The following is a 23,988-nucleotide window of genomic DNA, read 5'->3' as shown; positions in this document are numbered from 1 at the left end:
CCGCGGGAGCGGAACGGGTCTTGCATCGCGTTTTGTGACGGCAGCGAACGGCGTTCCCGTATGATCACGGGGCGCCGCTGCGCGACGTTCCGGCGCCCCGAATTTAGAAGAAAACCATCACCGCGGGACCGGCCTTTCGCCACGATCCGTCGTAACTATATCAATGGCGATCACGAAGGTTGTTATTGCCTGACCCGGTAATGGCGATCATGATGGCAGGGGGCCATAGAGGACGCGAATGCCAACTTTTTCTCAAAGCCTTGAACAATCGCTGCACCGTGCATTGGCGATCGCGAACGAGCGTCATCATCAGTACGCGACGCTCGAACATCTGTTGCTGTCGCTGATCGATGACTCGGATGCGGCGGCTGTGATGCGGGCCTGCAGCGTCGACCTCGACAAGCTGAGGACGAGCCTCGTCAACTATCTCGAGACCGAATTCGAAAACCTGGTGACTGATGGCGCGGATGACGCGAAGCCGACCGCCGGGTTCCAGCGCGTGATCCAGCGCGCGGTGATTCACGTCCAGTCGTCCGGTCGCGAGGAGGTGACCGGCGCCAACGTCCTGATCGCGATCTTCGCCGAGCGCGAGAGCCACGCCGCGTATTTCCTGCAGGAGCAGGACATGACGCGCTACGATGCCGTCAACTACATCAGCCACGGCATCGCCAAGCGGCCCGGCGTCTCCGAGGCGCGGCCGGTGCGCGGCGTCGACGAGGAAACCGAGACCAAGGGCAACGAGGACGCCAAGAAGAAGGGCGAGGCGCTCGAGACCTACTGCGTCAACCTCAACAAGAAGGCGCGTGACGGCAAGATCGATCCGGTGATCGGCCGCAATGCCGAGATCAACCGTGCGATCCAGGTGCTGTGCCGCCGCCAGAAGAACAACCCGCTGTTCGTCGGCGAAGCCGGCGTCGGAAAGACCGCGATCGCCGAGGGCCTCGCCAAGCGCATCGTCGACAGCGACGTGCCAGACGTGCTGGCGGCTGCGACCGTGTTCTCGCTCGACATGGGCACGCTGCTGGCGGGCACCCGCTACCGCGGCGATTTCGAGGAGCGGTTGAAGCAGGTCCTGAAGGAGCTGGAGGCGCATCCGAACGCCATTCTGTTCATCGACGAGATCCACACCGTGATCGGCGCCGGCGCCACCTCGGGCGGCGCGATGGACGCGTCCAACCTGCTGAAGCCGGCACTGGCTTCGGGCACGATCCGCTGCATGGGCTCGACCACCTACAAGGAATACCGTCAGCACTTCGAGAAGGACCGCGCGCTGGTGCGGCGCTTCCAGAAGATCGACGTCAACGAGCCGACGGTGGAAGACGCTATCGCGATCCTCAAGGGCCTGAAGCCCTATTTCGAGGATTACCATCGGCTGAAATACACCAATGAGGCGATCGAGGCGGCGGTTCAGCTGTCGTCGCGCTACATCCACGACCGCAAGCTGCCGGACAAGGCGATCGACGTGATCGACGAGTCCGGCGCGGCGCAGATGCTGGTCGCCGAGAGCAAGCGCAAGAAGACGATCGGCATCAAGGAGATCGAGACCACGATCGCGACCATGGCGCGGATCCCACCGAAGAGCGTGTCGAAGGACGATGCCGAGGTGCTGAAGCATCTCGAGCAGACCCTGAAGCGCACGGTGTTCGGCCAGGACAAGGCGATCGAGTCGCTGTCGGCGTCGATCAAGCTGGCACGCGCCGGCTTGCGCGAGCCGGAGAAGCCGATCGGCTGCTACCTGTTCTCGGGCCCGACCGGCGTCGGCAAGACCGAGGTGGCGAAGCAACTCGCGGCCTCGCTCGGCGTCGAGTTGCTGCGCTTCGACATGTCCGAATACATGGAGCGGCACACCGTGTCGCGTCTGATCGGCGCGCCTCCCGGCTATGTCGGCTTCGACCAGGGTGGTCTGCTCACCGATGGCGTCGACCAGCATCCGCATTGCGTGGTGCTGCTCGATGAGATCGAGAAGGCGCATCCGGATCTGTACAACGTGCTGCTGCAGATCATGGATCATGGCCGGCTCACCGACCACAACGGCAAGCAGGTCAACTTCCGCAATGTGATCCTGATCATGACCACGAATGCGGGCGCGCAGGATCTCGCTCGCCAGGCGTTCGGCTTCACCCGCTCGAAGCGGGAAGGCGACGATCACGAGGCGATCAACCGGCAGTTCGCGCCGGAATTCCGCAACCGGCTGGATGCGATCGTCTCCTTCGCACACCTCAATGGCGACGTGATCGGCATGGTGGTCGAGAAGTTCGTGCTGCAGCTCGAGGCGCAACTCGCCGACCGCGACGTCACGATCGAATTGTCCGAGCCCGCCAAGGCCTGGCTGATCGAGCACGGCTATGACGAGCAGATGGGCGCGCGTCCGATGGCGCGCATCATCCAGGAGCACATCAAGAAGCCGCTCGCGGATGAGGTGCTGTTCGGCCAGCTCAAGGGCGGCGGACATGTCCGCGTCATCCTGGTCAAGGACGAGGCGACCGCCAAGGACAAGATCGGCTTCGAATATGTCGAGGGCCCGGTCACGCCGAAGCCCGAGAACCTGCCGCCGCGCAAGCGCAAGCCACCGAAGGGTGGCCCGAACAACGGCGGCGGAGGCGGCACCAAGGGGCCGGTCTCGAAGGGACCGATGGTCAAGGTCTGAGGCGCGAGCGAACACAAATTGAAAAGGCCGGCTCAAACAGCCGGCCTTTTTGTTTTTGCGATGGTGAGGACGCGTCGCGGCGTCACTCGCCCTTCAGCCGCTGGCCCTCATGGACCCGCACCTGGTCGGCGCCACGGCTGCCGGCCGAGGATAGCCTCAGTGTGCTCAGCAGCGCGCCCACGACGGCGAAGCCGACGCCGACCATCAGCGCGATCCGCGTGCCGTCGGCCGGATAGCGCGCCAGCAGCAGCGCCACCAGCGCGGCGCCGATAGTCTGTCCGAGCAGGCGCGCGGTGCCCAGCATGCCGCTGGCGCCGCCCGAGCGCTCGCGCGGGGCGGCGGCGATCATGGTGCGGTTGTTCGGCGTCTGGAACAGGCCGAAGCCGGCGCCGGCGAGCGCCATGCGCCAGATCACGTCGATCGGTGCCGCATGGGCCGGCATCAGCGCCAGCGAGCCCAGTCCCGTCGCGAAAATCAGCAGGCCGATGCCGCCGAGCAGCCCGGCCGGATAGCGCTCGACCAGCCAGCCGGCGAGCGGGGCGGCGAACGCGACCGCGATCGGCCACGGCGTGATCAACAGGCCGATCTGCACCGCCGAATAGCCGAAATGGTTTTCCAGATAAAACGGCATCGCGACGAAGGCCAGCATCTGGCCGCAGAACGAGGCGATCGAGGTGCCGATCGAGAGCGCGAAGATCGGAATCCGCAAGAGGTCGACCGGCAGCAGCGGCGAGGGCAGATGCTGCTGCCGCCGGTACAGCAAATGCGATGCGACCGCAGCTACCGCGAATTCCAATGCGCAGACATACAGCGCCTCGCCATGGCCAGCGCTGTCGATTGCGCTGATGCCGAATCCGAACGCGATCGCGCTCATCCCTGCGCTCTGCCAGTCGAAGGCGTGAACCGCGGGCCTGGTGTGCGGCAGGAAGCGCCAGCCCAATGCCAGCGTGACGATGCCGAGCGGGACGTTGATCGCGAACAGATAGGGCCAGGTGCCGACCGCCAGGATGAACGAGGCGATGGTCGGGCCGACCGCGGCCGAGATCGCGACCACCAGCGCGTTGACGCCGATGCCGCGGCCGAGCTGCGAATGCGGATAGATGAAGCGCACCAGCGCGGTGTTGACGCTGAGGATTCCGGCGGCGCCAAACCCTTGCAGGATACGGGCGATCGTCAGCAGCGGCAGCGTATGCGAAAGCGCGCAGAACAGCGACGCCAGCGTGAACAGCAACAGGCCTGCCAGATAGACGCGGCGATAGCCGATAATCTCGCCGAGCGAGGCTAGCGGCAGCAGCGAGATCGTGATCGCCAGCTGATAGCCGTTGACGATCCAGATCGAGAATGCCGGGCTGGCGTCAAGATCCCGGGCGATGGTCGGCAGCGCCACGTTGGCGATCGAGCCGTCGACGACGGCCATCACAAGGCCGAGCGCGATCGTGAGAATGGCCCAATTGCGCTGCGGCTGCGGCAGCCCGTCGGGATGCTCAGTAATCGCGGACGACATGTCGTGAGGTTGCTTTCGGTTCCAGCTTGGCGGGCTTACCGGATGCTGGATTAACCTGACCTTTGCAACCCCCGAAATGTCCGCCCCGGGGTACACCGAAACGAGGCTGGCGAACGCGAAAAAGCTCAACCTTGGCCGAGCAGTTCCTTGATGCGACGCTGCAATTGCCACTTCTTGATCTCGCTGCGGCGGACCCGCTCGTCGAGATCGCTGACCGGCGTGTCCGAGGTCATGATCCGGAAGGCGAGGCCGACCCTGTTGGCTTGGCGCCAGATCAGGCGCGCCAGGAACGAGCGGCCCTTGCGCGCGATGTTAAGATTCACCTCTTCGGGTAAACGGGTGGCGTCGCCGAATTCAACGCAGGCGCCGCCTTCGCTGATATTGCGGACGACGCAATCCATCGTCGAGCCGCGTTCATTGATCTCCGCAACCGCACCGTAAAACACCTTGTCGCGTGGGCTCTGGCGCCGGTCCTGCACGGGAAATCCTCCTCAAATGAACGGCAGGACTGTACCGGTCGGCATCAGCGAAAAGAAGGGCGCCGGGGGAACCCGTTGGAGTTAGTGTAAATTGTTTGCATCTGTGATGGTCCGGATTCACGGCTACTTTTTGCGCCGCAAAGGGGCTCCCGGCGCCCAATCCTTCTTTTGACACGCTCTCCTTGCGCGAACCGGCATCCATCCCGCATCGAGTGCGGGACAGGCTTGGCTCGAAAACGCTTTAGTTCGGCAGCCGGCTGTGCCGCCAATCGCGCGGCGACAGGCCGTAATGGTCGCGGAACACGCGGCCGAAATGCGAAAGATCGTTGAAGCCCCAGGCGAACGCGATCTCGCTGACGTGGCGATGCGCGTGTGCCGGCGAGGCGAGGTCGCGCTTGCAGCGCTCCAGCCGCTGCGCCAGCACGAAGCGCTGGAACGAGGTGTCCTCGTCGGCGAGCAGGCTGTTGACATAGCGCGGCGAGATGCCGAGCGCGGCCGCGGTTTCGGTGAGGCTAAGCTCGGGGTTCGGCAGATGGGCGAGCACATGCGCCTTCAGCCGGTAGAGCAGGGCCGAGCGATGGGTCGAGGCCGGCAGCGCGCCGCCGCCGATGCGCTCGCTCATCGCCATCGCCAGCAGATCGGCGGCCTGATCGGCGAGGCGGATCGCGTTGTCAGAATCGAGCTTGTCGGCGATATCAGAAAGCCCGGTGACGAACTGCCAGGCGAGCCGCTGTACCGGACGATCCGATGTGAACGTCGTCGCCGTCAGGCCCTGGGTGCCGGCAAAGCGCCGGTGCAGCATCGCGCGCGGCACCTGGAAGATGGTCTGCGTGAAGTCGTCGTCGAAGCGCAGCTCGTAGGGCCTCGTTGTGTCGTAGAACGCGAACTCGCCCGGCTGGATCACGGTCTCGCGGTCGTCCTGCAGCACGGCGCCACAGCCACGCTGGCCGAGCGCGAACAGAACAAAATCCTCGCTGGTGCGCGCGATCCGCGACGGCGTGCGCAGCACGCGCTGCTGGCTCGACGAGACGACGGAGCATTTCACCGCGCCGAGTTGCGTGCTGGTGATGGCGCCGTGGAAGGCGGTGCCGAGGTCGGACTTGCAGTCGAGCTGCACGAACACGTCGCAGACGATATCGCGCCAGAGCGCCAGGCGCCGATGCGTGGGCGCGTCTTCCGTGGTGAACAGGGCCGGCATGATTTCCTCCCTTCACGAGTGCAAACGCTGGCCACGCAAACAAGCAAGCTCCGTACCGAGGGCCGCTGGGAGAATCTCCTCCGCAGTCGAATTTTCCTTCCGTCCTGGTCGAACGGTGGTCCCGGTTCCGGGGCAGCATGATGTCAGAAGCCGCTAGCGCCGATCAAGCACGAACCGGCCGGCAGCGCCGGCCGCGAGGAGGACATCATGGGCATCGAACATCCGAAATATCGCGTTGCGGTGGTGCAGGCGGCCCCTAGCTGGCTGGATCTCGACGCCTCCATCGACAAGTCCATCGCCTTGATCGAGGAGGCCGCCGCCAAGGGGGCAAAACTGATCGCGTTCCCTGAGGCCTTCATCCCGGGCTATCCCTGGTACATCTGGCTGGACTCGCCGGCCTGGGCGATCGGGCGCGGCTTCGTGCAGCGCTACTTCGACAACTCCTTGAGCTATGACAGCCCGCAGGCCGAGAAGCTGCGGCTCGCGGTGAAGAAGGCCGGCATGACCGCGGTGCTCGGCCTGTCCGAGCGCGACGGCGGCAGCCTCTATCTCGCGCAATGGCTGATCGGGCCCGACGGTGAGACCATTGCGAAGCGGCGCAAGCTGCGGCCGACCCATGCCGAGCGCACCGTCTATGGCGAGGGCGACGGCAGCGACCTCGCGGTGCATGACCGCCCCGGCATCGGCCGGCTCGGCGCGCTGTGCTGCTGGGAGCACCTGCAGCCGCTGTCGAAATACGCGATGTATGCCCAGAACGAGCAGGTGCATGTCGCGGCCTGGCCGAGCTTCTCGCTGTACGACCCGTTCGCGCCGGCGCTCGGCTGGGAGGTCAACAACGCGGCCTCGCGCGTCTATGCGGTCGAGGGCTCCTGTTTCGTGCTGGCGCCCTGCGCCACGGTCTCGCAGGCGATGGTCGACGAGATGTGCGACCGCGACGACAAGCACGCGCTGCTGCATGTCGGCGGCGGACACGCCGCAATCTACGGGCCGGACGGCAGCTCGATCGCCGAGAAACTGCCGCCCGATCAGGAAGGTCTGTTGCTCGCCGACATCGATCTCGGCGCGATCGGGATCGCCAAGAATGCCGCCGATCCGGCCGGGCACTATTCGCGGCCCGATGTCACGCGCCTGCTGCTGAACAGGAAGCCCTCGAAGCGCGTCGAGCATTTCGCGCTGCCGCTCGACATCGAGGAGATCGACGCAGCCGCAAGCTGAGGCAACACCAACCGGAGGCGACTGCCATGGAATCCGCGATTCCCCCTCATTTGCAGACAGAGCGGTCCCGTCATCGTCGCGTGCCCGACGACTATGCGCCGCCTTATCCGTCCTTCGTCGCGCGCCACAAGCCCGCGGTCGCAAGTGTCATCATGGCCTATTTCGGGGTGCAGCATCGTGGCGATCCGAGCGCCGCCGCGAACGAGGCGCTGACGCAGATCGCAGAGCGCTTCGCCACGGAGAACGGGCCGACGCATTGGGACCGCGCGCAATATGTCGACCAGGCCGGTTTCACCAACGTCGTCTCGGTCGCCTATTGGGACGATGCCGGGCGTTTCGACGCCTGGTTCGACCGCGCGCGCGAGGCCTGGACCGGCGGCAGCGCCGGGGACGGCGTCGGCCGTTTCATCGAGGTGCTGCGGCCGCATGTTGCGCGCTACGAGACGCTGTTCTCGTCCGTCGGCCGTCCCGAGGGCGTCGCTGTGCTCGCCGACGGCATGAGCGGAGAGGTGCAGGAGCACGCCTATTGGGGCGGCATGCGCGACCGCATTCCGCTGTCGCAGACCGACGCGATGACGCCGGGCGGCGAGCCGCGCATGATCCGCGACGGCACGCGCATCCGCGTGGTCGCGCATGACAATCTCTGCCTGATCCGCTCCGGTCAGGACTGGAGCGACACCGAGGCGTCTGAGCGCAAGATGTATCTCGACGACGTCGAGCCGGTGCTGCGCGAGGGCATGGATTTCCTGCGCGACGACGGCGTGCCGATCGGCTGCTACGCCAACCGCTACATGCGCGTGGTCGATGCCGAGGGACGGCCGACAGAAAAATCCTACGGCCAGAGCTGGTGGAAGAGTCTGGCGGCGCTGGAGCGCTGGGCGGAATCGCATCCGACCCATGTCAGGATCTTCGGTGCGGCGATGAAGTACCTCTCGACCCTGGGGCCGAGCGCGAAGCTCCGGCTGTATCACGAGGTCACGGTCGCGGCCGCCGACGAGCAGTTCTTCGAATATCTCGGCTGCCACGAGCGGACCGGCATGCTCAACGCGGTCGAGGTCGCGGCGGCGCCAGTCGCCTGACGCGCGAGCTACGGGCGCAGTCGGCCGGCATGCGTCGTGATGGCCTGCGCCAGCTCTGTGGCCGGACCGCGTCTGGTCCGGCGCGCGGTGCGGACCACGAACTCGACGCTACCGAGCGGCGGCAGTCCCGACGCCGGCATCGCTTCCAGTCCGTCCGGGATCAGGCCCTGCGCCTGCGGCGTGATGCCGAGACCGGCGAGCGCGGCGGCGCGCAGCCCGCTGAGGCTGCCGCTGGAGCAGACGATGCGCCAGGGCCGTCCGAACCGCTCCATCGCCTCCAGCACCACGCTGCGGCTGACGCTCGGCGGTGCATAGAGGATCAATGGCAGCGGCTGCCCGGGATCGAGCCGCATGCCGGGTGCGCCGGCCCACACCAGGCGGTCCTGCCATACCAATTGCCCCGGCGCATCGCCGGGCCGGCGCTTGCCGAGCACCAGGTCGAGCTCGCCGGCGTCGAGCTGCTGGTACAGCACGGCGCTGAGGCCGATGGTCAGCTCGAGATCGACCTGCGGGTGGCGGCGGACGAAGTCGCGCAGCAGATCGGGCAGGCGGGAACTGGCAAAATCCTCCGCGGCGCCGAACCGGACCTTGCCGCGCACCTGCGATCCCGCGAAGTAATCGCGGGCGCGCGCATTGGCGTCGAGGATCGGGCGCGCGAAGCCGGTCATGGCCTCGCCGTCGGCGGTGAGCACGACCGAATGGGTGTCGCGCACGAACAGGCGGCGGCCGGCGGCGGCCTCGAGCTTGCGGATGTGCTGGCTCACCGTCGACTGCTTCAGGCCGAGCCGGCGGCCGGCCTCGGTGAAGTTCTGGGTTTGCACGACGGTCAGGAAGGTTTCGAGCTGGGTCGGGTCGAGCATGCGCGATGATCCGTCATTACATACCGTAATGACAATAACATCGGTAAGTGCGGTTCACAATCGGCATGGGAAGGCGCACCTTCCAGTCAAGGAAAGGACGCCACCATGACCACCAGCCGCCTGCGATCATTCGTGCCTGTCGACCCCTACATCGCCGCCATCGTCGGGATGGTCGGCCTCGCCACGCTGCTGCCGCTGCACGGGCAGGGCACCGTGATCGGCGGCTACGCCACCGATGCCGCGATCGCGCTGCTGTTCTTCCTGCACGGCGCCCGGCTGTCGACCACGGAGGCGCTGGTCGGCGCCCGGCACTGGAAGCTGCATCTCGTGATCTTTCTGTCGACCTTTGCCCTGTTCCCGCTGCTCGGGCTCGCGGCGCATGCGCTGGCGCCGCATCTGCTGACGCCGGCGCTGTGGACGGGAGTGATCCTGATCTGCATCCTGCCGTCGACCGTGCAGTCGTCGGTCGCCTTCACCTCGATCGCGCACGGCAACGTGTCTGCAGCGCTGTGCTCGGCGACCGCCTCCAATCTGCTCGGCATCGTCGCGACGCCGCTGCTCGCGGGCGTGCTGCTCTCCAGCCATGGCGGGTTCTCCGGCAATGCCGCGCTCGACATCGTCGTGCAGCTCTTGCTGCCGTTCGTGGCGGGACAGTTGTCGCGGCCGCTGATCGGCGGCTGGGTTGCGAGGCACCATGCGATGCTCGGCCTGGTCGACCGCGGCTCGATCCTCCTGATCGTCTACACCGCGTTCAGCGATGGTGTCAGTCACGGCATCTGGCACCAGGTCAACGCGACGCAGATGGCCATCGTGCTCGGCCTCGATGCGGTGCTGCTGGCGACCGTGCTGCTGATCACCAGTTTCGGCAGCCGGCTGCTCGGCTTCTCGCGCGCCGACCGCATAGCGATCATGTTCTGTGGCTCGAAGAAGAGCCTTGCGAGCGGGCTGCCGATGGCGAGCGTGCTGCTTGCCGGACAGTCGGTCGGCCTGATCGTGCTGCCGCTGATGCTGTTTCATCAGATCCAGCTGATGACCTGCGCAGCGCTGGCGCGGCGTTATGCAAGCAACGAGGAGGGGACGTCAAACGACGCCGTCCCGGCGCACGCGTAGGCATTTCGCCCTCTGCTGTCGTCCCCCGGCTTGCCGCCTCCGCTAAAGCCTCGGCGCGCCCGCGACTCTTGGCCTTGTCGCAGCCGTGGCGAAGACGGGACCGGGACCCGGTACGCCGCGGCCTTTCCGCTACCGGCTGGTGTCTCTGAACTCTCGGCCTGACGCTACGCGACCCGCAGCCCCTTCGCGATTTCCTTCTGCGCGTCGAACTCGCGGCGCAGGCGCGCCAGCTCCTCGGCACTCAGCGCATCGGCGTTGCTGTAGTCGCGCTTCCAGGAATGATCCTCGCTCCAGCGCAGCGGCGACTGCACGGTGGTCTGCGGACCGGGGGCGGACTCCAGCACGCGCAGCGCGAGCTCCAGCGTGAGGGCCTGCGAGGCCTCGTCATGCGGCTTGCCGGCGGAGTTGCCGAGCGGGAAGTCGGAGAACAGGAAGCGCGGCACCGCGGCGTGCTCGACGATGTCCTTGGCGCAGCCCATCACGACGGTCGGGATGCCGTTGGCCTCGAGATGCCGCGCGACCAGGCTGACGGTCTGGTGGCAGACCGGGCAGTTCGGCACCAGCACCGCGGCATCGACATTGTCGTCACGGCAGCGCCGGAGGATTTCAGGCGCGTCGGTCTCGATGGTGGCGCGATGGCTGCGGTTGGTCGGGGCGCCGAAGAAGCGCGGCGCGACGTCGCCGATCGCGCCTGATGGGGCGAGGCGCTTGAGCTGCGCCAGCGGGAACCAGGTGCGGCTGTCGGTCGCCGCGGTGTGGGTACGGTCATAGGCGATGTGCGAAATCCGCAGATCGTGCTGCGCTGACGTGTCGCCGTCATAGACCGAATAGAACTTGGCCCCGCCATTGTATTTCGCGCCCGGACCCTGGTCGCCTCGGGCGGGATCGAATGGCGCCCGCCGTCGTGATGATGGCGATGCGGGACTGGTTCAGCGGCTTCTTCAGCGGCTGGAACGGGGCGGAGGTGTAGTGCGCCCAGCGGTAGGGGGTGGTGTAGCCGATGGCCGCGTAATAGTCGCGGGTCCGCTTCATGTAGCCGATCGGGGCGTCGTCGTCGGGGGCAAAGCCTGTTTGATCGTCCGACGCTGCGGCCATTTTGCGCTCCCTTTTGCGCGCCATCATTTCAGTCCATAGCTAGACCACGAGCTTGCGGTGTCAAGCCGCGTTCCGCGGGAACAGATTTGCCATGCGAACAGGTCTTTGCGCCGCATTGGTCCTGCTTGTGATGCTGGTACCGACGCCCGGCGCCGGCGCGGAGGACGCGCCTGCCGCAGCCCCAGCGACGCCGCCGGCCGCCGAGCCGCCGGCAACACCGCCTGCGGACAAGCCCGCTGCGCCGGCCGAAGAGCCCGCGGCACCGCCTGCGGAGCAGCCCGCGACGCCTCCGGGTACGCAGGCCGAGAAACCTGCTGCACCCCCAGCGGATACCCCCGCGGCGCCTGCCGACAAGCCTGCTGCGGCACCGGGCGATACGCCCGAGAAGCCGGCGGCCGCGACCGACAAGCCCGCCGACGACGCGCGCGAGACCGACACCCGCGAGGCGATGTGCCTGATGATCGAGTCGGCGGCGCGGGCGAACGATCTGCCGCTCGAATTCTTCGCGCGCGTGATCTGGCAGGAGAGCCGCTTTCAGGCCGACGCGATTGGCCCGATGACCCGCAACGGCCAGCGCGCACAGGGCATCGCGCAGTTCATGCCGGGCACCGCCAACGCGCGTGGGCTGCTTGATCCCTTCAATCCGGTGCAGGCGCTGCCGAAGTCGGCCGAATTCCTCAGCGAGCTGCGCAACCAGTTCGGCAATCTCGGCCTCGCGGCCGCCGCCTACAATGCCGGCCCGCGCCGGGTGCAGGACTGGCTCGCCGGCTCCGGTTACATGCCGCAGGAGACGCGCAACTACGTCTCGGCGATCACCGGCTCAAGCGTCGACGACTGGGCCGCGGCCGGCCGCAACGGCAAGATGCCGGAGCGCGCGCCGGCCAAGAGCTGCCGCGAGCTGATGGCGCTGTTGAAGCGTGCGCCCAATCCGTTCGTGGCCGGGCTCGAGCAGCACATCACGCTGTCGGCGGCGAAGGTCTGGGGCGTGCAGCTCGCCGCCGGCTTCAGCCGCGACAAGGCGCTCGCGATGTATGCCCGCGCGATGAAGCGGCTGTCGAACGTGATCGGCGACCAGGACCCGAGCCTGCTCAGCTCGCGGCTGCGCACTCGCGGCAGCGCGACGTTCTACCAGGTGCGGATCGGCGCCGACACGCGCTCCGAGGCCGACGGCCTCTGCAACCGCATCCGCAAGGCGGGCGGGGCGTGCTTCGTGCTGAAGAACCGAGCGTGAATTTGTAGCCCGGACGGAGCGAAGCGAAATCCGGGATGTGCGCGTCGCGATGGTCCCCGGATTGCGCTTCGCTCCATCCGGGCTACTGCATACCGGCCCTGTGTCGTCACTTGCTTGACCCTGCGTTGTCATCGCCCTAATCCGCCGCGATTGCAAAACCATCCGGTTCACCGTGGCGCTTCCTCCGCTCGAATCCCCGCAATGGCAGACCTCGTTCCGCGCCTTCCTGTGGGGCGCGCGGTCGATCGGCGCCACCGTGCTGACGCTGGTGCTGTTTGCGACCTATCTCGGCATCGGCGCGCTGGCGCATGATTCAGGCTTCTCGCTCGGTTGGACCCTGGCGAGCACCGCGTTCGTCTGGGCGGGACCTGCGCAGATCATCGTGATCACGACGCTCGGCTCCGGGGCCACCGTGCTGCAATCGGCGATCGCGGTCACGGTCAGCGCGATCAGGCTGTTCCCGATGGTGGTCTCGGTGTTGCCGTTGATGCGCACCGAACGGACCAAGCGCCAGCATCTGATCCTGGTGGCGCATCTCACGGCCGTGACGCTGTGGGTCGAATGCTACCGCTTCCTGCCGCATGTGCCGCGCAACCGCCGGATCGCCTTCATCCACGGGCTCGGCCTGGGGCTGGTCTCGGTCTGCCTGGTCGCCAACACGATCGGCTACACGCTCGCGGCCAATCTCACGCCGCTATTGGCCGCGGGCATGCTGATGCTGACGCCGCTGGCCTTCCTGTTCTCCACCGCGCGCAACTGCCGCGAGCTTGCCGACGTCATCGCGCTGGTGCTTGGGCTCTTGCTGTTCCCGCTGGCGGCGATGCTGAACAGCGGCGTCGACATCCTGGTCAGCGGAGTCGTCGCGGGAACCATCGCCTATGGCGTGCACCGCGTGCGGGCGGGCACGGTGAAAGCACGGGCATGAGCACCTTCATCGGCGATTGGCACGCGCTCGCGATCCTGTTCGTGGCAGGCGTGATCCCCAACCAGATCTGGCGCATGCTCGGCCTGTGGTTCGGCGGCGGTATCGACGAGAATTCCGAACTCCTGGTCTGGGTGAGGGCGGTCGCCACCGCGATCCTCGCCGGGATCATCGCGCAGATCGTGGTACAGCCGCCGGGCGCGCTCGCCAGCGTGCCGGACTGGCTGCGTTACGGTTCGGTCGCCGCCGGCTTTGTCGCGTTCATGCTGGCGCGGAAATCGATCTTCGCCGGCGTCATCGTAGGCGAACTCGTCATGATCGCGGGCAAATACTGGCTCGGCTGATTGCGGCGACCGCATTATCCGCTACTCTCGCTCCCCAACAACAAGACAACGGGGGAAACGGCATGCAGCGGCGCGCATCATCGCTATTCATTGTTGCTCTGACGGCGCTGCTGGCGGCGCTGCCGGCGCGCGCGGCCGACTATCCGACGCGTCCGATCAAACTCGTGGTGCCCTATGCCGCGGGCGGGCCGACCGATGTGCTCGGCCGCATCGTCGGCGAATATCTCGGGCGCGATCTCAAGCAGGTGGTGGTGGTCGAGAACAAGGCCGGCGCGCAGGGCGCGATCGGCGCCGAGGCGGTGGCGCGCTCCGATCCCGACGGCTACACGCTGTTCGTGACAGCGGCCTCGATCTTCGTGCTCAATCCGCTGCTCTACAAGAAGCTGCCCTACGATCCGGCCAGGGATTTCCGCCTGCTGTCGGTGGTCACGGATGCGCCGATGATCATGGAGGTGCATCCGTCGGTGCCGGCAAAGACGATCGCGGAGTTCGTCGCCTACGCGAAGAAGAATCCCGGCAAGCTCAATTTCGGATCGGCCGGCACCGGCGGCACGGTGCATCTCGCCGGAGAGATGTTCAAGCAGATGGCAGGCGTCGAGATGACCCACGTGCCCTACAAGGGCGCCGGACCCGCGCTGCAGGATTTGCTGTCAGGCAATATCCAGCTGATGTTCGATACGCTCGGCACCGCGCTGCCGCCGGTCAAATCTGGCATGCTGCGCGCGCTCGGCGTCAGCTCGACCGAGCGCATCGCGGATTTGCCCGATCTGCCGACGATCGCCGAGAGCGGCTATCCGGATTATGCGGTCAGCGTCTGGTATGGTATTGCAGCGCCGTCGAAAGTGCCTGACGAGATCGCCGGCAAGATCAAGGCGAGCCTCGACCGGGCCTTGAACGACGAGGCGTTCCGCGCTTCGCTGGTCAAGATCGGTTTTCCGCCGCTGCGCGCGAAGAGCCAGGCCGAGATCGACAAATTCGTGGACACCGATCGCGCGCGGTGGGCCGGCGTGGTCAAGGCGCTGAACATATCGCTGGATTGACACATGGTACGTGAAATGGAATTGCGCCAGGGCGAGGTCGCGGTCGACATGCCTTCGGCGCGCGATGCCGGGCTCGTCTTCATCGGCCGCATCCGCACGCCCTGGACCTCGCGGCTGGCGACGCCGCGGCAGGGGCGGCATGACGGCCCGGTGTGCCGGCTCGAGATCTTCGAGCCCTGGGTCGCCGCGATCAAGGGCGTCGATTTCTACAGCAATCTCGAAGTGCTGTACTGGCTGCATCGGTCGCGCCGCGACATCGTGCTGCAAAGCCCGAAGAACAACGGCAACACCCGCGGCACCTTCTCGCTGCGCTCGCCGGTACGTCCCAACCCGATCGGCACCTCGATCGTCAAGCTGGTCGGTGTTGAGGGCAACGTCATCCTGGTGCGCGGCCTCGACTGCCTCGACGAGACGCCGCTGATCGACGTCAAGCCCGACCGCTGCGAGTTCACCCCGCTGGCCCCGCCGCAGGCCGGGGATTTCGAGACGGAGTGAGAGCCGCGATGCCGTAGCCCGGATGAAGCGAAGCGAAATCCGGGGCGGTCTTGCCACGCGGCAAAGAGTCCTGGATTGCGCTACGCTTCATCCGGGCTACACAGTCTCGCGTGTGCGTCGCTATTTCAACGCCGCAACCAACTTCGCGGCATGCGCCTCGAGCACCTTGCCGTCTTCCTTGCGGCTCGCGGGCGGCAACAGGGCGACACCGTCCTTGCGCGGCATCACGTGCATGTGGAGATGGAAGACGACCTGGCCGCCGGCGGGCTCGATTGAATTGCTGCACGGTGATGCCGTCGGCTTCAAACGCCTTCATTCCGGCGGCGGCGATCTTGTGGGCGGCGCGCGCGACGTGAGCGTAGTCATCCGGCGAGATGTCGAGGATGTTGCGGGCAGGGGCCTTCGGGATGACAAGCGTATGGCCGGGCGAGCGCGGCATGATGTCGAGGAAGGCGAGCACGTGCTCGTTCTCGTAGACCTTGTAGGACGGAAACTCGCCGCGCAGGATTTTTGCGAAGGGGTTGTTGTTGTCGTAGGCGGACATGGCGGCGGCTCCTCAAACTTTGCAGCGGTAATTTCGCGGTCGTGGCGAAAACGTCAAGCGTCGTCGTCGGCGGTCTTCCGGAACGGCCCGGCCTCGCTGAGCTCGCGGCCGACTTCGGCGACGTAATCGCGCTCGCGCTTGAGGTAATCGGCGATGGCGCGGCGCAGTCCGGGATCGGCGATGAAATGCGCCGAGTATGTCGTCTGCGGCAGGTAGCCGCGCGCCAGCTTGTGCTCGCCCTGGGCACCGGCCTCGACCACCTTGAGGCCGCGCTGAACCGCGAAGTCGATCGCCTGGTAGTAGCAGACCTCGAAATGCAGGAACGGGTGGTGCTCGATCGCGCCCCAGTTTCGGCCGAACAGCGTGTCCGAGCCGATGAAGTTGATGGCGCCCGCGATCCAGCGCCCGTTGCGCTTGGCCATGACGAGCAGCACGTCGCGGCTCATGGTCTCGCCGATCAGCGAGAAGAACTGCCGGGTCAGATACGGCCGGCCCCATTTGCGCGAGCCGGTCTCCATGTAGAACTCGAAGAACGCGTCCCATGCATCCTCGGTGATGTCGGAGCCGGTCAGCCTGTGGATGGTGATCCCAGCGGCAACAGCCTCGCGCCGCTCGCGCTTGATGCCCTTGCGGTGGCGCGAGTTCAGCGATCCCAGGAAATCGTCGAAGGTCTTGTAGCCCTCATTGTGCCAGTGGAATTGCTGGTCGGTCCGCTGCAGGAAACCGTGCGCGCCGAGGAATTTTGCCTCGTCCTCGCGAGCGAATGTCACGTGCACGGAGGAGGCCTCGGTGGCGTTGCAGAGCGCGCGCAGGCCCCGTGCCAGCGCGGAGCCGATGACCTCGCGGTCGACGCCATCGCGGATCAGCAGCCGCGGCCCGGTCGCGGGCGTGAAGGGAACTGAAACCTGGAGCTTCGGATAGTAGCTGCCGCCGGCGCGGTGATAGGCCTCGGCCCAGCCGCGGTCGAACACGTATTCGCCCTGCGAGTGCGATTTCAGATAGCAGGGCACGACGCCGACGATCCGGCCATCGAGCTTCGCAATCAGATGCCTCGGTCCCCAACCGGTCCGCGGGCAGGCCGAATTGGAGGCTTCGGCGGCGGCAAAAAAGGCGTGGGAAACGAAGGGGTTATAGCTCGAACCTGCGGCGGTCTGGCAATCGCCTGCGGAACCGGGCGAGGCCAGAATCTCGAGGTCATGGACGCTGTCCGCGCCCGCCTTCGGATTGGCGCAGGCATCCCATTCGGCCGCCGGAATGGCGCCGATGTCCGCTACAGCCTCTAGGGTGATTTCAGAAGACGCCATCGAGAATGAAGACCGGTGCCTCGTTTGAGCATGATCTTTCCGGAACAGCTGGCTCCACTTCCGGATCATGCTCCGCATTCCGCCATCGCCGATGACGACCAAACGCTTGACCAACCCTTGACCAGCCCCTGTCAACATCGTGCGTCGCAGCGACGAGTTCAAGACTGCCGGTCACATGTCAGGTTCCCGGCACAAACCCTTCGAAAATGATCTGGTCGGCGTAGCGCGCCGCGCGTTCGCGCTGTTCCGCTGTCCGCACCGTCCAGGCCAGCAGCGGGCAGCCGAACACGTTGCGGGCGATCCAGGGCGCCGGCGCCGGTAGCTGGTTGACCCAGAAGGCGACGAAATGCGGCTCGGTCGTGAAGCCGTGGCGCAGATACAGCATGCCGTCGCGCTTTGCCGGGGGCAGCTTGTCCCAATAGCCGTCGTCATAGCTGCGCTGGGCGGTGATGCCGCGCGGCAGGTTCGGCATGATCTCGCGCAGCGCCAGCACCTGGTCGGGATCAAAGGACATGCCGACCACCGGGCCGGAATAGGACGACAGCACCTCGGCCATCCGGGCTACCAGTCTGCGGTCGCCGTCGAAATGGCTCTTCACCTCGACCACCAGCGGGACGCGGCCGGCGACCAGCGTGCAGAGATCGCCGAGCGTCATCATCTGCTCGGCGGTGTCCTTGAACTTGACCGCCTTCAGCTCGGCGGCCGTCTTGGTCGCCAGCAGGCCCGAGCCCTCGGTGAGGCGGCCGAGGGCATCATCGTGATGCACCATCGCCTCGCCGTCGGCGGTGAGCTGGATATCGCACTCGATCGCGAAATTGCCTGATACCGCGGCGCTGGCCGCGGCCGGCATGTTCTCGATGATGCCGCGTGCGGCATCGTGCAGGCCGCGATGGGCGACCGGCCGTTTCGTCAGCCAATCGGGGGCGCGCATCGATCAGGAGACTTCGAAGATGCCTTCGACTTCGACTGCGGCGTCGGCGGGCAGCGAGGCGACGCCGACGGTGGTGCGGGCATGGCGGCCCTTGTCACCGAAGGCAGCGACCATCAGGTCGGAAGCGCCGTTCAGGACCTTCGGCCCGTCGAAGAAATCAGGCGCGGAATTGATGAAGCCGCCCAATCGCACCACGCGCACGACCTTGTCGAGATCGCCGAGCGCGGCCTTGATCTGGGCCAGCAGGTTGATCGCACAGCCTTGCGCGGCGGCGACGCCTTGTTCGACCGTGACGCCGGCGCCGAGCTTGCCCTTGGCGATCAGCTTGCCTTCGGCGTTGAAGCAGACCTGGCCCGAGACGAACAGCAGGTTCCCGCTGCGGACGAAGGGGACATAGTTTGCGACCGGGGAGGTCGGCTCGGGAAGTGTGATGCCCTGTGACGCCAGTTTTTGTTCGACGGTACCCGCCATCTTTTATCCCCCAATTGGATTGCACGAAGCCTGAAACGCGGTCAGGGCCAAGTTTGTTTCGATTGTTTCGCGCATCGTGCCGCCGGTTGCAAGCGACTGTAAGGGGACGTGTAACGCTGCCGTGACGTACGGAATCGCAGGGAATATTGCCGAAAATGACGGCGATTTCGCTCGGCACATTGCCATTTTGTCAGACTTGCCCCAGTTGCGGCGCAATACCACCGTCACTATTGTGGCGAATCCCTGCCTGCTCGAGGACAACACATGAACCTTCCGTTTCGGAATCCGTCGCGTGCCCTGGTGCTGACGATCGCCGTTGCCGCAGGATCCGGTCTGGTTCAAGGGCCCGCCGCCGCTGCGGCCGGCGGGCCGTTTCTCGCGCATCAGGCGCTGTACGATCTCAGCCTGGTGAAATCGCGCGGCTCCAATTCGGTCAGCGATGCGCGCGGGCGCATCCTCTACAATTTCTCCGGCAGCTCCTGCGAAGGCTACACCTCCGAATTCCGCCAGGTGTCCGAACTCGACAGCGGCGAGGGCAAGGTGACGCTGTCGGACCTCCGTTCCAGCTCCTGGGAGGACGCGGCGGGCAAGAGCTACCGCTTCAAGATCGACACGCGGATGAACGACAGTGAATCGTCGCCGGTCGACGGCATCGCCGAACGCGTGGGCGATCATATCACGGTGAAATTGACCCAGCCGGTGAAGAAGACGTTCAACATCGACGGCAAGATCGTGTTCCCGACCGAGCAGATCCAGCACATCATCGCCGCCGCCCGCGATGGCAAATCGGTGCTCGAGCAGACCGTCTATGACGGCTCCGACAATGGCGAGAAGGTCTACAACACGCTGACCGTGATCGGCCGGCCGATCGCGGGCGACCGCGCGCCGTCATCGCCCGATCCGTCGACCGCGAGCGGTGCGATGAAGACTATGACGCGCTGGCCGGTGACGGTGAGCTATTACGACAGCGACGCGCGCGCGAAGGACGGCGAGCAGACGCCGGTCTATGCGATGTCGTTCGAGCTCTACGAGAACGGCGTCTCCCGCGCGCTGGTACTTGATTACAACGATTTCGTGATCTCCGGCGCGCTTGACAAGTTCGACGTCCGGGATTCCAAGCCTTGTAAGTGAGGGGCTGGCGATAGCCCACATTCAGTGTCGTCCCGGCGAAAGCCGGGACCCATAACCACCGAAGGTGGGTTTTGCGCGACGCTGGGGCCACAGCTTCCCTCAACAGCTGAACCCTGTGGTTATGGATCCCGGCTTTCGCCGGGACGCATTGGAAGGAGCCGGTGGACCGCTCTGGTCGAATGCGCCGGACCCGAGTACGCTTCCCAAAACATGCGTGTCAGGGAGGCACATCATGAGCAAGATCGATCATCTTCGCCCCAGCGGCCTGCATCACAATCCGGCTTACTCGCACGTCGTCGTCGCCTCGGGCGCGCGCACGATCTACATTTCGGGACAGGTGTCGGTCGATGAGGAGGGCCGCGTGGTCGGAGCCGGCGATCTCGCTGCGCAGACGACGCAGGTGATGCAGAACCTCGGCATGGCGCTGAAGGCCGCCGGCGCGAGCTACCGCGACATCGTCAAGATCACGACCTTCGTGGTCGGCTACAAGCCGGAGCTGCGCCCGATCATCGGCAAGGCGCGCTCGGCGTTCTTCGAGGGCATGGAGCCGCCGGCCTCTACGCTCGTCGGCGTGACGGCGCTGGCGGCGCCGGAATGGATGATCGAGATCGAGGCGGTTGCGGTCGCTGATTGAGGGCAGTCTTTCTCCGTCATTGCGAGGAGCGCAGCGACGAAGCAATCCATCGTTCCACATACGCTGAAGCATGGATTGCTTCGCTTGCAATGACGAATGCCGGGCCTGGCCAAGCGGCCATCACGACCTGCTACTCTTCCGCGCTCTTCTGCGGCCCCTCATAGGCAATGCCCCGGATCACGGCGGCATTGCCGAACTTCTTGCGCAGATTGTCCATCGCGCGTTCGGCGTGCGCCGAGCGGCGGTCGAGCATGTCGGAATCGCCCGCTTGCGCGCCCGGGCGCAGCGCGCTGACGCCGGTGCCCATCAGGCGGAAGGCGGTGCCGTCGATCTCTTTCGCCAGCATCTCGCGCGAGACCGCAAAGATCTTGGCGGCAAGCTGGGTCGGGGTCTGGATCGATTGCGAGCGGGTGCGCTGGCGGAAGTCCGCGGTCTTCAGCTTCAGCGTGATGGTGCAGCCGGAGAGCTCGCTGGTCTTCAGCCGCGCCGAGACCTTCTCGGACAGTTTCCAGAGCAGTTTTTCCAGCGTTGCGAAGTCACGGATGTCGGTCTCGAAGGTGGTCTCGCTCGAGATCGTCTTGGCGCCGCGATCGGCCACCACGGTCCGGTCGTCGATGCCGCGCGCCAGCCGCCACAGCCTGCGGCCTTCGCTGGCGAACTGCTTCATCAGTTCGTTCTCGTCGGCGCGCTGCAAATCGGCGATGATTCGGAAGCCGCGCTGCACGAGCTTTTCCTGCGTCGCAGGGCCAACGCCGTAGATGAACCCGACCGGCTTGCTGGCCAGCATCTCGCGCGCCTCGTCCTGGTCGAGCGTGGCAAAACCCCTGGGCTTGTCGAGGTCGGAGGCGATCTTGGCGAGGAACTTGTTGCAGGACAGCCCGACCGACACCGTGATGCCGATGTCGCGCTCGACCTCGCGGGCGAATTTGGCGAGCACCTTGGCAGGGATCATGCCGTGGACGCGCTGCGTGCCGGCGAGATCGAGGAACGCCTCGTCGATCGACAGCGGCTCGACCAGCGGCGTCAGCGCCTGCATCGCGTGGCGCACCTCGCGCCCGACCCGGACATATTTCGCCATGTCGGGCGGGATCACGGTCGCATCCGGGCAGAGTTCCAGCGCCTTGAACATCGGCATCGCCGAGCGGACGCCGTAGGTGCGGGCGATGTAGCAGGCGGCCGACACCACGCCGCGCTTGCCGCCGCCGATGATGACGGGGCGGTCGGCGATCTCAGGATTGTCGCGCTTCTCGACGGTTGCATAGAACGCGTCGCAGTCGATATGCGCCAGCGAAAGCGCGGTCAGGGCGCGATGACGCACCAGCCGCGGCGAGCCGCAATGGCTGCATCGCTTCACCTTGATATCGAGATCGCCGAGGCAGTCTCGGCAGAAACTGAGGGGGTCGTCGGGAGCTGCCGCCGCCGTCGTCACGGCACGTCGCGCTCCCATTTCGGGTCGCCAAGCACCTGACGCGCGGCTGCAATGTTGGTCGGATGCAGCTCGGAGGCGGCGGCGAATGCCTTCACTGTGGCATCGTCACGCATCACGAAATCGAGCACGCTCGCAAGAAATTGAGGATCGGATGCAGCGTTCCGCAGCGTCTCCGGGCCGATTCCGGTTTCGGCCAGGAACAGACCCAGCCGTTCGGGATCGCCGGCAATGAAGCCGAGCGCCTGAATCGCAACGATTTCAGCAACTTCCCGAGGGTTGTGAACAGGCTTTTTCAACGCGCCGGTTTGCCTTTCCGTTAACTTATGGTCTCTATTGAGAGGCCCATCATGCCCGAGTCTTCCGCGAGTGTTCAAGCAACGGAAACCACGCCGCGGGAGTTGGACTTCGGGTTAACGGGTTAGAGCGATTCTGGCGCTAGTTTGAATTCACATTTTCGACGCGTCCCGAGCGCGGCGCGTGAGGTGCCGCAGCCGGGCCCGTCTCCTGGGTTTGGGAGGGACGGGATGGCCAAAACCGTCCTGATCGTGGAGGACAATGAGCTCAACATGAAGCTCTTTCGCGATCTGTTGGAAGCGCATGGCTATCAGACTTCGGGCACCAGCAATGGCTTCGAAGCGCTCGACCTCGCCCGCAAACTGCGCCCCGACCTCATCTTGATGGATATTCAACTGCCCCAGGTTTCCGGCCTCGAGGTCACGCGCTGGATCAAGGACGATCCCGATCTGCGCACGATCCCGGTGGTGGCGGTCACTGCCTTCGCAATGAAGGGCGACGAAGAACGCATCCGCGAGGGCGGCTGCGAAGCCTATTTGTCCAAGCCGATCTCGGTCGGAAAATTCATTGAGACTGTCCGACGCTTTATCGGATAGGGGAGTTGTGGTGCAATGTCCGCGCGTATCCTCGTCGTCGACGACGTTCCGGCGAACGTCAAGCTGTTGGAAGCCCGTCTGTCAGCCGAATATTTCGATGTGCTGACCGCTTCCAACGGGACCGAGGCGCTGGAAATCTGCGCGCGCGCCGAGTGCGACATCATCCTGCTCGACGTCATGATGCCTGACATGGATGGCTTCGAAGTCTGCCGCCGGTTGAAGTCGAATCCGGCGACCCATTTCATTCCCGTGGTCATCGTCACCGCGCTCGACAGCCCGGCCGACCGCGTGCGCGGGCTCGAAGCCGGCGCCGATGACTTCCTGACCAAGCCGGTGTCCGACGTCGTGCTGATCGCGCGCGTGCGCTCGCTGACGCGGCTGAAGATGATGACCGATGAGCTGCGGATGCGCGCCATCACCTCGCTCGAGATCGGCATGCAGGCGCCCGAGCGCAGTGCGATCGCGGATCGCGGCACCGGCGGCCGCATCCTCCTGGTCGACGACCGGCCGTCGTCGTACGAGAAGCTGGCGCCGATCCTGTCCGCCGAGCACACCGTCGATGTCGAGACCAATCCGTCGGAAGCGTTGTTCCATGCCGCCGAGGGCAATTACGATCTCCTGATCGTGTCGCTCAGCCTCGATAATTTCGACGGCCTGCGGCTGTGCAGCCAGGCCCGCTCGCTGGAGCGCACGCGTCAGGTGCCGATCCTCGCGATCTCCGATGCCGACAACAACACGCGGCTGATGCGCGGGCTTGAGATCGGCGTCAACGACTATCTGCTGCGTCCGGTCGACAAGAACGAGCTCTTGGCACGTGCGCGCACCCAGATCCGCCGCCGCCGCTACACCGATCACCTGCGCGACAATGTGCAGAACTCGATCGAGATGGCGATCACGGATGCGCTGACCGGCCTCAATAACCGGCGCTACATGGAGAGCCACCTCGCGACCCTCGCCGAACAGGCTTCGATCCGCGGCAAGCCGCTGGCGCTGATGATCCTCGACATCGACTACTTCAAGGCGATCAACGACACCTACGGCCACGATGCGGGCGACGACGTGCTGCGCGAATTCGCCGTTCGCATCCGCAAGTCGATCCGCGGCATCGATCTCGCCTGCCGCTATGGCGGCGAGGAGTTCGTGATCGTGATGCCGGAGACTGATTTGCACGTCGCCGGCATGGTCGCCGAGCGGCTGCGCCGCTCGATCGCGGGCGAGCCGTTTGCCGTCGACAAGGGCGGCAAGCGGATCACGGTCACGATCTCGATCGGGCTCACCACGCTCGAGCGCAAGGGCGAGCAGGTCGCCGACGTGCTCAAGCGCGCCGACACCGCGCTCTATCGCGCCAAGCACGACGGCCGCAACCGCGTGGTTTCGGCGGCGGCTTAATCAGATTCTCGTAGCCCGGATGGGGCGAAGCGCAATCCGGGCTCTC

At 65.7% G+C, this 23,988-nt stretch carries 22 protein-coding genes and 2 pseudogenes; 13 read left to right on the top strand and 11 right to left on the bottom strand.

Translation table 11 applies throughout. The features are described 5' to 3' along the window. Positions 1 to 238: 238 nt before the first annotated feature. Positions 239 to 2,647 (top strand): ATP-dependent Clp protease ATP-binding subunit ClpA, encoded by a 2,409-nt coding sequence (gene clpA / locus ACVILL_RS35065; RefSeq protein WP_456733220.1) that lies wholly within the window; start codon positions 239 to 241, stop codon positions 2,645 to 2,647. Positions 2,648 to 2,729: 82 nt separating this feature from the next. Here the strand turns inward: clpA and ACVILL_RS35060 are convergent, their stop codons facing one another. From ACVILL_RS35060 to ACVILL_RS35050, 3 genes are all read right to left on the bottom strand, one after another. Next, the gene (locus ACVILL_RS35060; protein WP_456733219.1) at positions 2,730 to 4,151 is read right to left on the bottom strand and encodes an MFS transporter; all 1,422 of its coding nucleotides are present in this window, start codon (positions 4,149 to 4,151) and stop codon (positions 2,730 to 2,732) included. A 125-nt stretch (positions 4,152 to 4,276) separates the two neighbouring features. After that, positions 4,277 to 4,630 carry a PilZ domain-containing protein gene (locus ACVILL_RS35055; RefSeq protein WP_456733218.1) on the bottom strand — a complete coding sequence of 118 codons (354 nt, stop codon included), beginning with the start codon at positions 4,628 to 4,630 and terminating at the stop codon, positions 4,277 to 4,279. Positions 4,631 to 4,871: 241 nt separating this feature from the next. Continuing rightward, positions 4,872 to 5,828, bottom strand: a complete 957-nt coding sequence (locus ACVILL_RS35050; RefSeq protein WP_456733217.1) for an AraC-like ligand-binding domain-containing protein — start codon at positions 5,826 to 5,828, stop codon at positions 4,872 to 4,874. A gap of 207 nt (positions 5,829 to 6,035) precedes the next feature. Here ACVILL_RS35050 and ACVILL_RS35045 point away from each other — a divergent pair, with 207 nt between their 5' ends. Together ACVILL_RS35045 and ACVILL_RS35040 are read left to right on the top strand one after the other, a co-directional pair. Beyond that, positions 6,036 to 7,043, top strand: a complete 1,008-nt coding sequence (locus ACVILL_RS35045; RefSeq protein WP_456733216.1) for a carbon-nitrogen hydrolase family protein — start codon at positions 6,036 to 6,038, stop codon at positions 7,041 to 7,043. A 26-nt stretch (positions 7,044 to 7,069) separates the two neighbouring features. Beyond that, a complete protein-coding gene (locus ACVILL_RS35040; protein ID WP_456733215.1) occupies positions 7,070 to 8,122 on the top strand; it encodes a phenylacetaldoxime dehydratase family protein in 1,053 nt (350 codons plus the stop codon). Between the two features lie 8 nt (positions 8,123 to 8,130). Here the strand turns inward: ACVILL_RS35040 and ACVILL_RS35035 are convergent, their stop codons facing one another. Beyond that, positions 8,131 to 8,982 (bottom strand): LysR family transcriptional regulator, encoded by an 852-nt coding sequence (locus ACVILL_RS35035; protein ID WP_456733214.1) that lies wholly within the window; start codon positions 8,980 to 8,982, stop codon positions 8,131 to 8,133. 120 nt (positions 8,983 to 9,102) lie between these two features. On the opposite strand from ACVILL_RS35035, the gene ACVILL_RS35030 reads away from it, so the two are divergent. Next, the gene (locus tag ACVILL_RS35030) at positions 9,103 to 10,092 is read left to right on the top strand and encodes a bile acid:sodium symporter family protein (RefSeq protein WP_456734436.1); all 990 of its coding nucleotides are present in this window, start codon (positions 9,103 to 9,105) and stop codon (positions 10,090 to 10,092) included. A 164-nt stretch (positions 10,093 to 10,256) separates the two neighbouring features. Here the strand turns inward: ACVILL_RS35030 and ACVILL_RS35025 are convergent. Next, positions 10,257 to 11,187: pseudogene (locus ACVILL_RS35025) on the bottom strand (glycine/sarcosine/betaine reductase selenoprotein B family protein). Between the two features lie 91 nt (positions 11,188 to 11,278). On the opposite strand from ACVILL_RS35025, the gene ACVILL_RS35020 reads away from it, so the two are divergent. From ACVILL_RS35020 to tsaA, 5 genes are all read left to right on the top strand, one after another. Then, entirely contained in the window at positions 11,279 to 12,418 is a 1,140-nt protein-coding gene (locus tag ACVILL_RS35020) for a lytic transglycosylase domain-containing protein (RefSeq protein ID WP_456733213.1), read from the top strand. Positions 12,419 to 12,590: 172 nt separating this feature from the next. Then, positions 12,591 to 13,343, top strand: a complete 753-nt coding sequence (locus tag ACVILL_RS35015; protein ID WP_456733212.1) for an AzlC family ABC transporter permease — start codon at positions 12,591 to 12,593, stop codon at positions 13,341 to 13,343. Further along, complete coding sequence (locus tag ACVILL_RS35010) at positions 13,340 to 13,684, top strand: AzlD domain-containing protein (protein WP_456733211.1); 345 nt, start codon at positions 13,340 to 13,342, stop codon at positions 13,682 to 13,684. The genes ACVILL_RS35015 and ACVILL_RS35010 overlap by 4 nt, the downstream gene beginning before the upstream one ends. Positions 13,685 to 13,746: 62 nt before the next feature. After that, the gene (locus ACVILL_RS35005) at positions 13,747 to 14,724 is read left to right on the top strand and encodes a Bug family tripartite tricarboxylate transporter substrate binding protein (protein ID WP_456733210.1); all 978 of its coding nucleotides are present in this window, start codon (positions 13,747 to 13,749) and stop codon (positions 14,722 to 14,724) included. Between the two features lie 3 nt (positions 14,725 to 14,727). After that, positions 14,728 to 15,219 (top strand): tRNA (N6-threonylcarbamoyladenosine(37)-N6)-methyltransferase TrmO, encoded by a 492-nt coding sequence (gene tsaA, locus ACVILL_RS35000; RefSeq protein WP_456733209.1) that lies wholly within the window; start codon positions 14,728 to 14,730, stop codon positions 15,217 to 15,219. A 120-nt stretch (positions 15,220 to 15,339) separates the two neighbouring features. Here tsaA and ACVILL_RS34995 read toward each other — a convergent pair. The 4 genes and pseudogenes from ACVILL_RS34995 to ACVILL_RS34980 form a co-directional block, all read right to left on the bottom strand. Beyond that, positions 15,340 to 15,763: pseudogene (locus ACVILL_RS34995) on the bottom strand (HIT family protein). 53 nt (positions 15,764 to 15,816) lie between these two features. Next, entirely contained in the window at positions 15,817 to 17,067 is a 1,251-nt protein-coding gene (locus tag ACVILL_RS34990; protein ID WP_456733208.1) for a GNAT family N-acetyltransferase, read from the bottom strand. A gap of 178 nt (positions 17,068 to 17,245) precedes the next feature. Further along, on the bottom strand, positions 17,246 to 17,998 hold the full coding sequence (locus tag ACVILL_RS34985; protein WP_456733207.1) for a glycerophosphodiester phosphodiesterase: 753 nt from the start codon (positions 17,996 to 17,998) through the stop codon (positions 17,246 to 17,248). A gap of 3 nt (positions 17,999 to 18,001) precedes the next feature. Further along, positions 18,002 to 18,469 (bottom strand): RidA family protein, encoded by a 468-nt coding sequence (locus ACVILL_RS34980; RefSeq protein WP_456733206.1) that lies wholly within the window; start codon positions 18,467 to 18,469, stop codon positions 18,002 to 18,004. Positions 18,470 to 18,733: 264 nt separating this feature from the next. Here ACVILL_RS34980 and ACVILL_RS34975 point away from each other — a divergent pair, with 264 nt between their 5' ends. After that, positions 18,734 to 19,600, top strand: a complete 867-nt coding sequence (locus ACVILL_RS34975; RefSeq protein WP_456733205.1) for a cell envelope integrity EipB family protein — start codon at positions 18,734 to 18,736, stop codon at positions 19,598 to 19,600. A 232-nt stretch (positions 19,601 to 19,832) separates the two neighbouring features. Then, a complete protein-coding gene (locus ACVILL_RS34970; protein ID WP_456733204.1) occupies positions 19,833 to 20,234 on the top strand; it encodes a RidA family protein in 402 nt (133 codons plus the stop codon). A 130-nt stretch (positions 20,235 to 20,364) separates the two neighbouring features. Here the strand turns inward: ACVILL_RS34970 and ACVILL_RS34965 are convergent, their stop codons facing one another. Then, a complete protein-coding gene (locus ACVILL_RS34965; RefSeq protein WP_456733203.1) occupies positions 20,365 to 21,681 on the bottom strand; it encodes a DNA polymerase IV in 1,317 nt (438 codons plus the stop codon). Next, the gene (locus ACVILL_RS34960) at positions 21,660 to 21,959 is read right to left on the bottom strand and encodes a DUF3572 domain-containing protein (RefSeq protein ID WP_456733202.1); all 300 of its coding nucleotides are present in this window, start codon (positions 21,957 to 21,959) and stop codon (positions 21,660 to 21,662) included. Before ACVILL_RS34960 ends, ACVILL_RS34965 begins: the two co-directional genes overlap by 22 nt. Before the next feature lie 228 nt (positions 21,960 to 22,187). On the opposite strand from ACVILL_RS34960, the gene ACVILL_RS34955 reads away from it, so the two are divergent. Together ACVILL_RS34955 and ACVILL_RS34950 are read left to right on the top strand one after the other, a co-directional pair. Further along, positions 22,188 to 22,553: a response regulator gene (locus tag ACVILL_RS34955; protein ID WP_456733201.1), complete on the top strand. Its 366-nt coding sequence runs from the start codon at positions 22,188 to 22,190 to the stop codon at positions 22,551 to 22,553. Between the two features lie 15 nt (positions 22,554 to 22,568). Beyond that, on the top strand, positions 22,569 to 23,942 hold the full coding sequence (locus tag ACVILL_RS34950) for a PleD family two-component system response regulator (RefSeq protein ID WP_456733200.1): 1,374 nt from the start codon (positions 22,569 to 22,571) through the stop codon (positions 23,940 to 23,942). Positions 23,943 to 23,988: the final 46 nt, after the last annotated feature.

The organism is Bradyrhizobium sp. USDA 3364, from assembly GCF_054056355.1.
Note: the sequence above shows the minus strand (reverse complement) of the source record. Positions and strands in the feature narration are given on the sequence as shown.

What these genes read in the sequence shown, in the direction of transcription:
- ACVILL_RS34990 (WP_456733208.1), bottom strand. Translation starts at nt 17,067, where the DNA reads ATGGCGTCTTCTGAAATCACCCTAGAGGCTGTAGCGGACATCGGCGCC.
- ACVILL_RS35050 (WP_456733217.1), bottom strand. Translation starts at nt 5,828, where the DNA reads ATGCCGGCCCTGTTCACCACGGAAGACGCGCCCACGCATCGGCGCCTG.
- ACVILL_RS35040 (WP_456733215.1), top strand. Translation starts at nt 7,070, where the DNA reads ATGGAATCCGCGATTCCCCCTCATTTGCAGACAGAGCGGTCCCGTCAT.
- ACVILL_RS34965 (WP_456733203.1), bottom strand. Translation starts at nt 21,681, where the DNA reads ATGGGAGCGCGACGTGCCGTGACGACGGCGGCGGCAGCTCCCGACGAC.
- ACVILL_RS34950 (WP_456733200.1), top strand. Translation starts at nt 22,569, where the DNA reads ATGTCCGCGCGTATCCTCGTCGTCGACGACGTTCCGGCGAACGTCAAG.
- ACVILL_RS34975 (WP_456733205.1), top strand. Translation starts at nt 18,734, where the DNA reads ATGAACCTTCCGTTTCGGAATCCGTCGCGTGCCCTGGTGCTGACGATC.
- ACVILL_RS34980 (WP_456733206.1), bottom strand. Translation starts at nt 18,469, where the DNA reads ATGGCGGGTACCGTCGAACAAAAACTGGCGTCACAGGGCATCACACTT.
- tsaA (WP_456733209.1), top strand. Translation starts at nt 14,728, where the DNA reads ATGGTACGTGAAATGGAATTGCGCCAGGGCGAGGTCGCGGTCGACATG.
- ACVILL_RS34955 (WP_456733201.1), top strand. Translation starts at nt 22,188, where the DNA reads ATGGCCAAAACCGTCCTGATCGTGGAGGACAATGAGCTCAACATGAAG.
- ACVILL_RS35010 (WP_456733211.1), top strand. Translation starts at nt 13,340, where the DNA reads ATGAGCACCTTCATCGGCGATTGGCACGCGCTCGCGATCCTGTTCGTG.
- ACVILL_RS35060 (WP_456733219.1), bottom strand. Translation starts at nt 4,151, where the DNA reads ATGTCGTCCGCGATTACTGAGCATCCCGACGGGCTGCCGCAGCCGCAG.
- ACVILL_RS35045 (WP_456733216.1), top strand. Translation starts at nt 6,036, where the DNA reads ATGGGCATCGAACATCCGAAATATCGCGTTGCGGTGGTGCAGGCGGCC.
- clpA (WP_456733220.1), top strand. Translation starts at nt 239, where the DNA reads ATGCCAACTTTTTCTCAAAGCCTTGAACAATCGCTGCACCGTGCATTG.
- ACVILL_RS34985 (WP_456733207.1), bottom strand. Translation starts at nt 17,998, where the DNA reads ATGCGCGCCCCCGATTGGCTGACGAAACGGCCGGTCGCCCATCGCGGC.
- ACVILL_RS35035 (WP_456733214.1), bottom strand. Translation starts at nt 8,982, where the DNA reads ATGCTCGACCCGACCCAGCTCGAAACCTTCCTGACCGTCGTGCAAACC.
- ACVILL_RS34970 (WP_456733204.1), top strand. Translation starts at nt 19,833, where the DNA reads ATGAGCAAGATCGATCATCTTCGCCCCAGCGGCCTGCATCACAATCCG.
- ACVILL_RS35020 (WP_456733213.1), top strand. Translation starts at nt 11,279, where the DNA reads ATGCGAACAGGTCTTTGCGCCGCATTGGTCCTGCTTGTGATGCTGGTA.
- ACVILL_RS35005 (WP_456733210.1), top strand. Translation starts at nt 13,747, where the DNA reads ATGCAGCGGCGCGCATCATCGCTATTCATTGTTGCTCTGACGGCGCTG.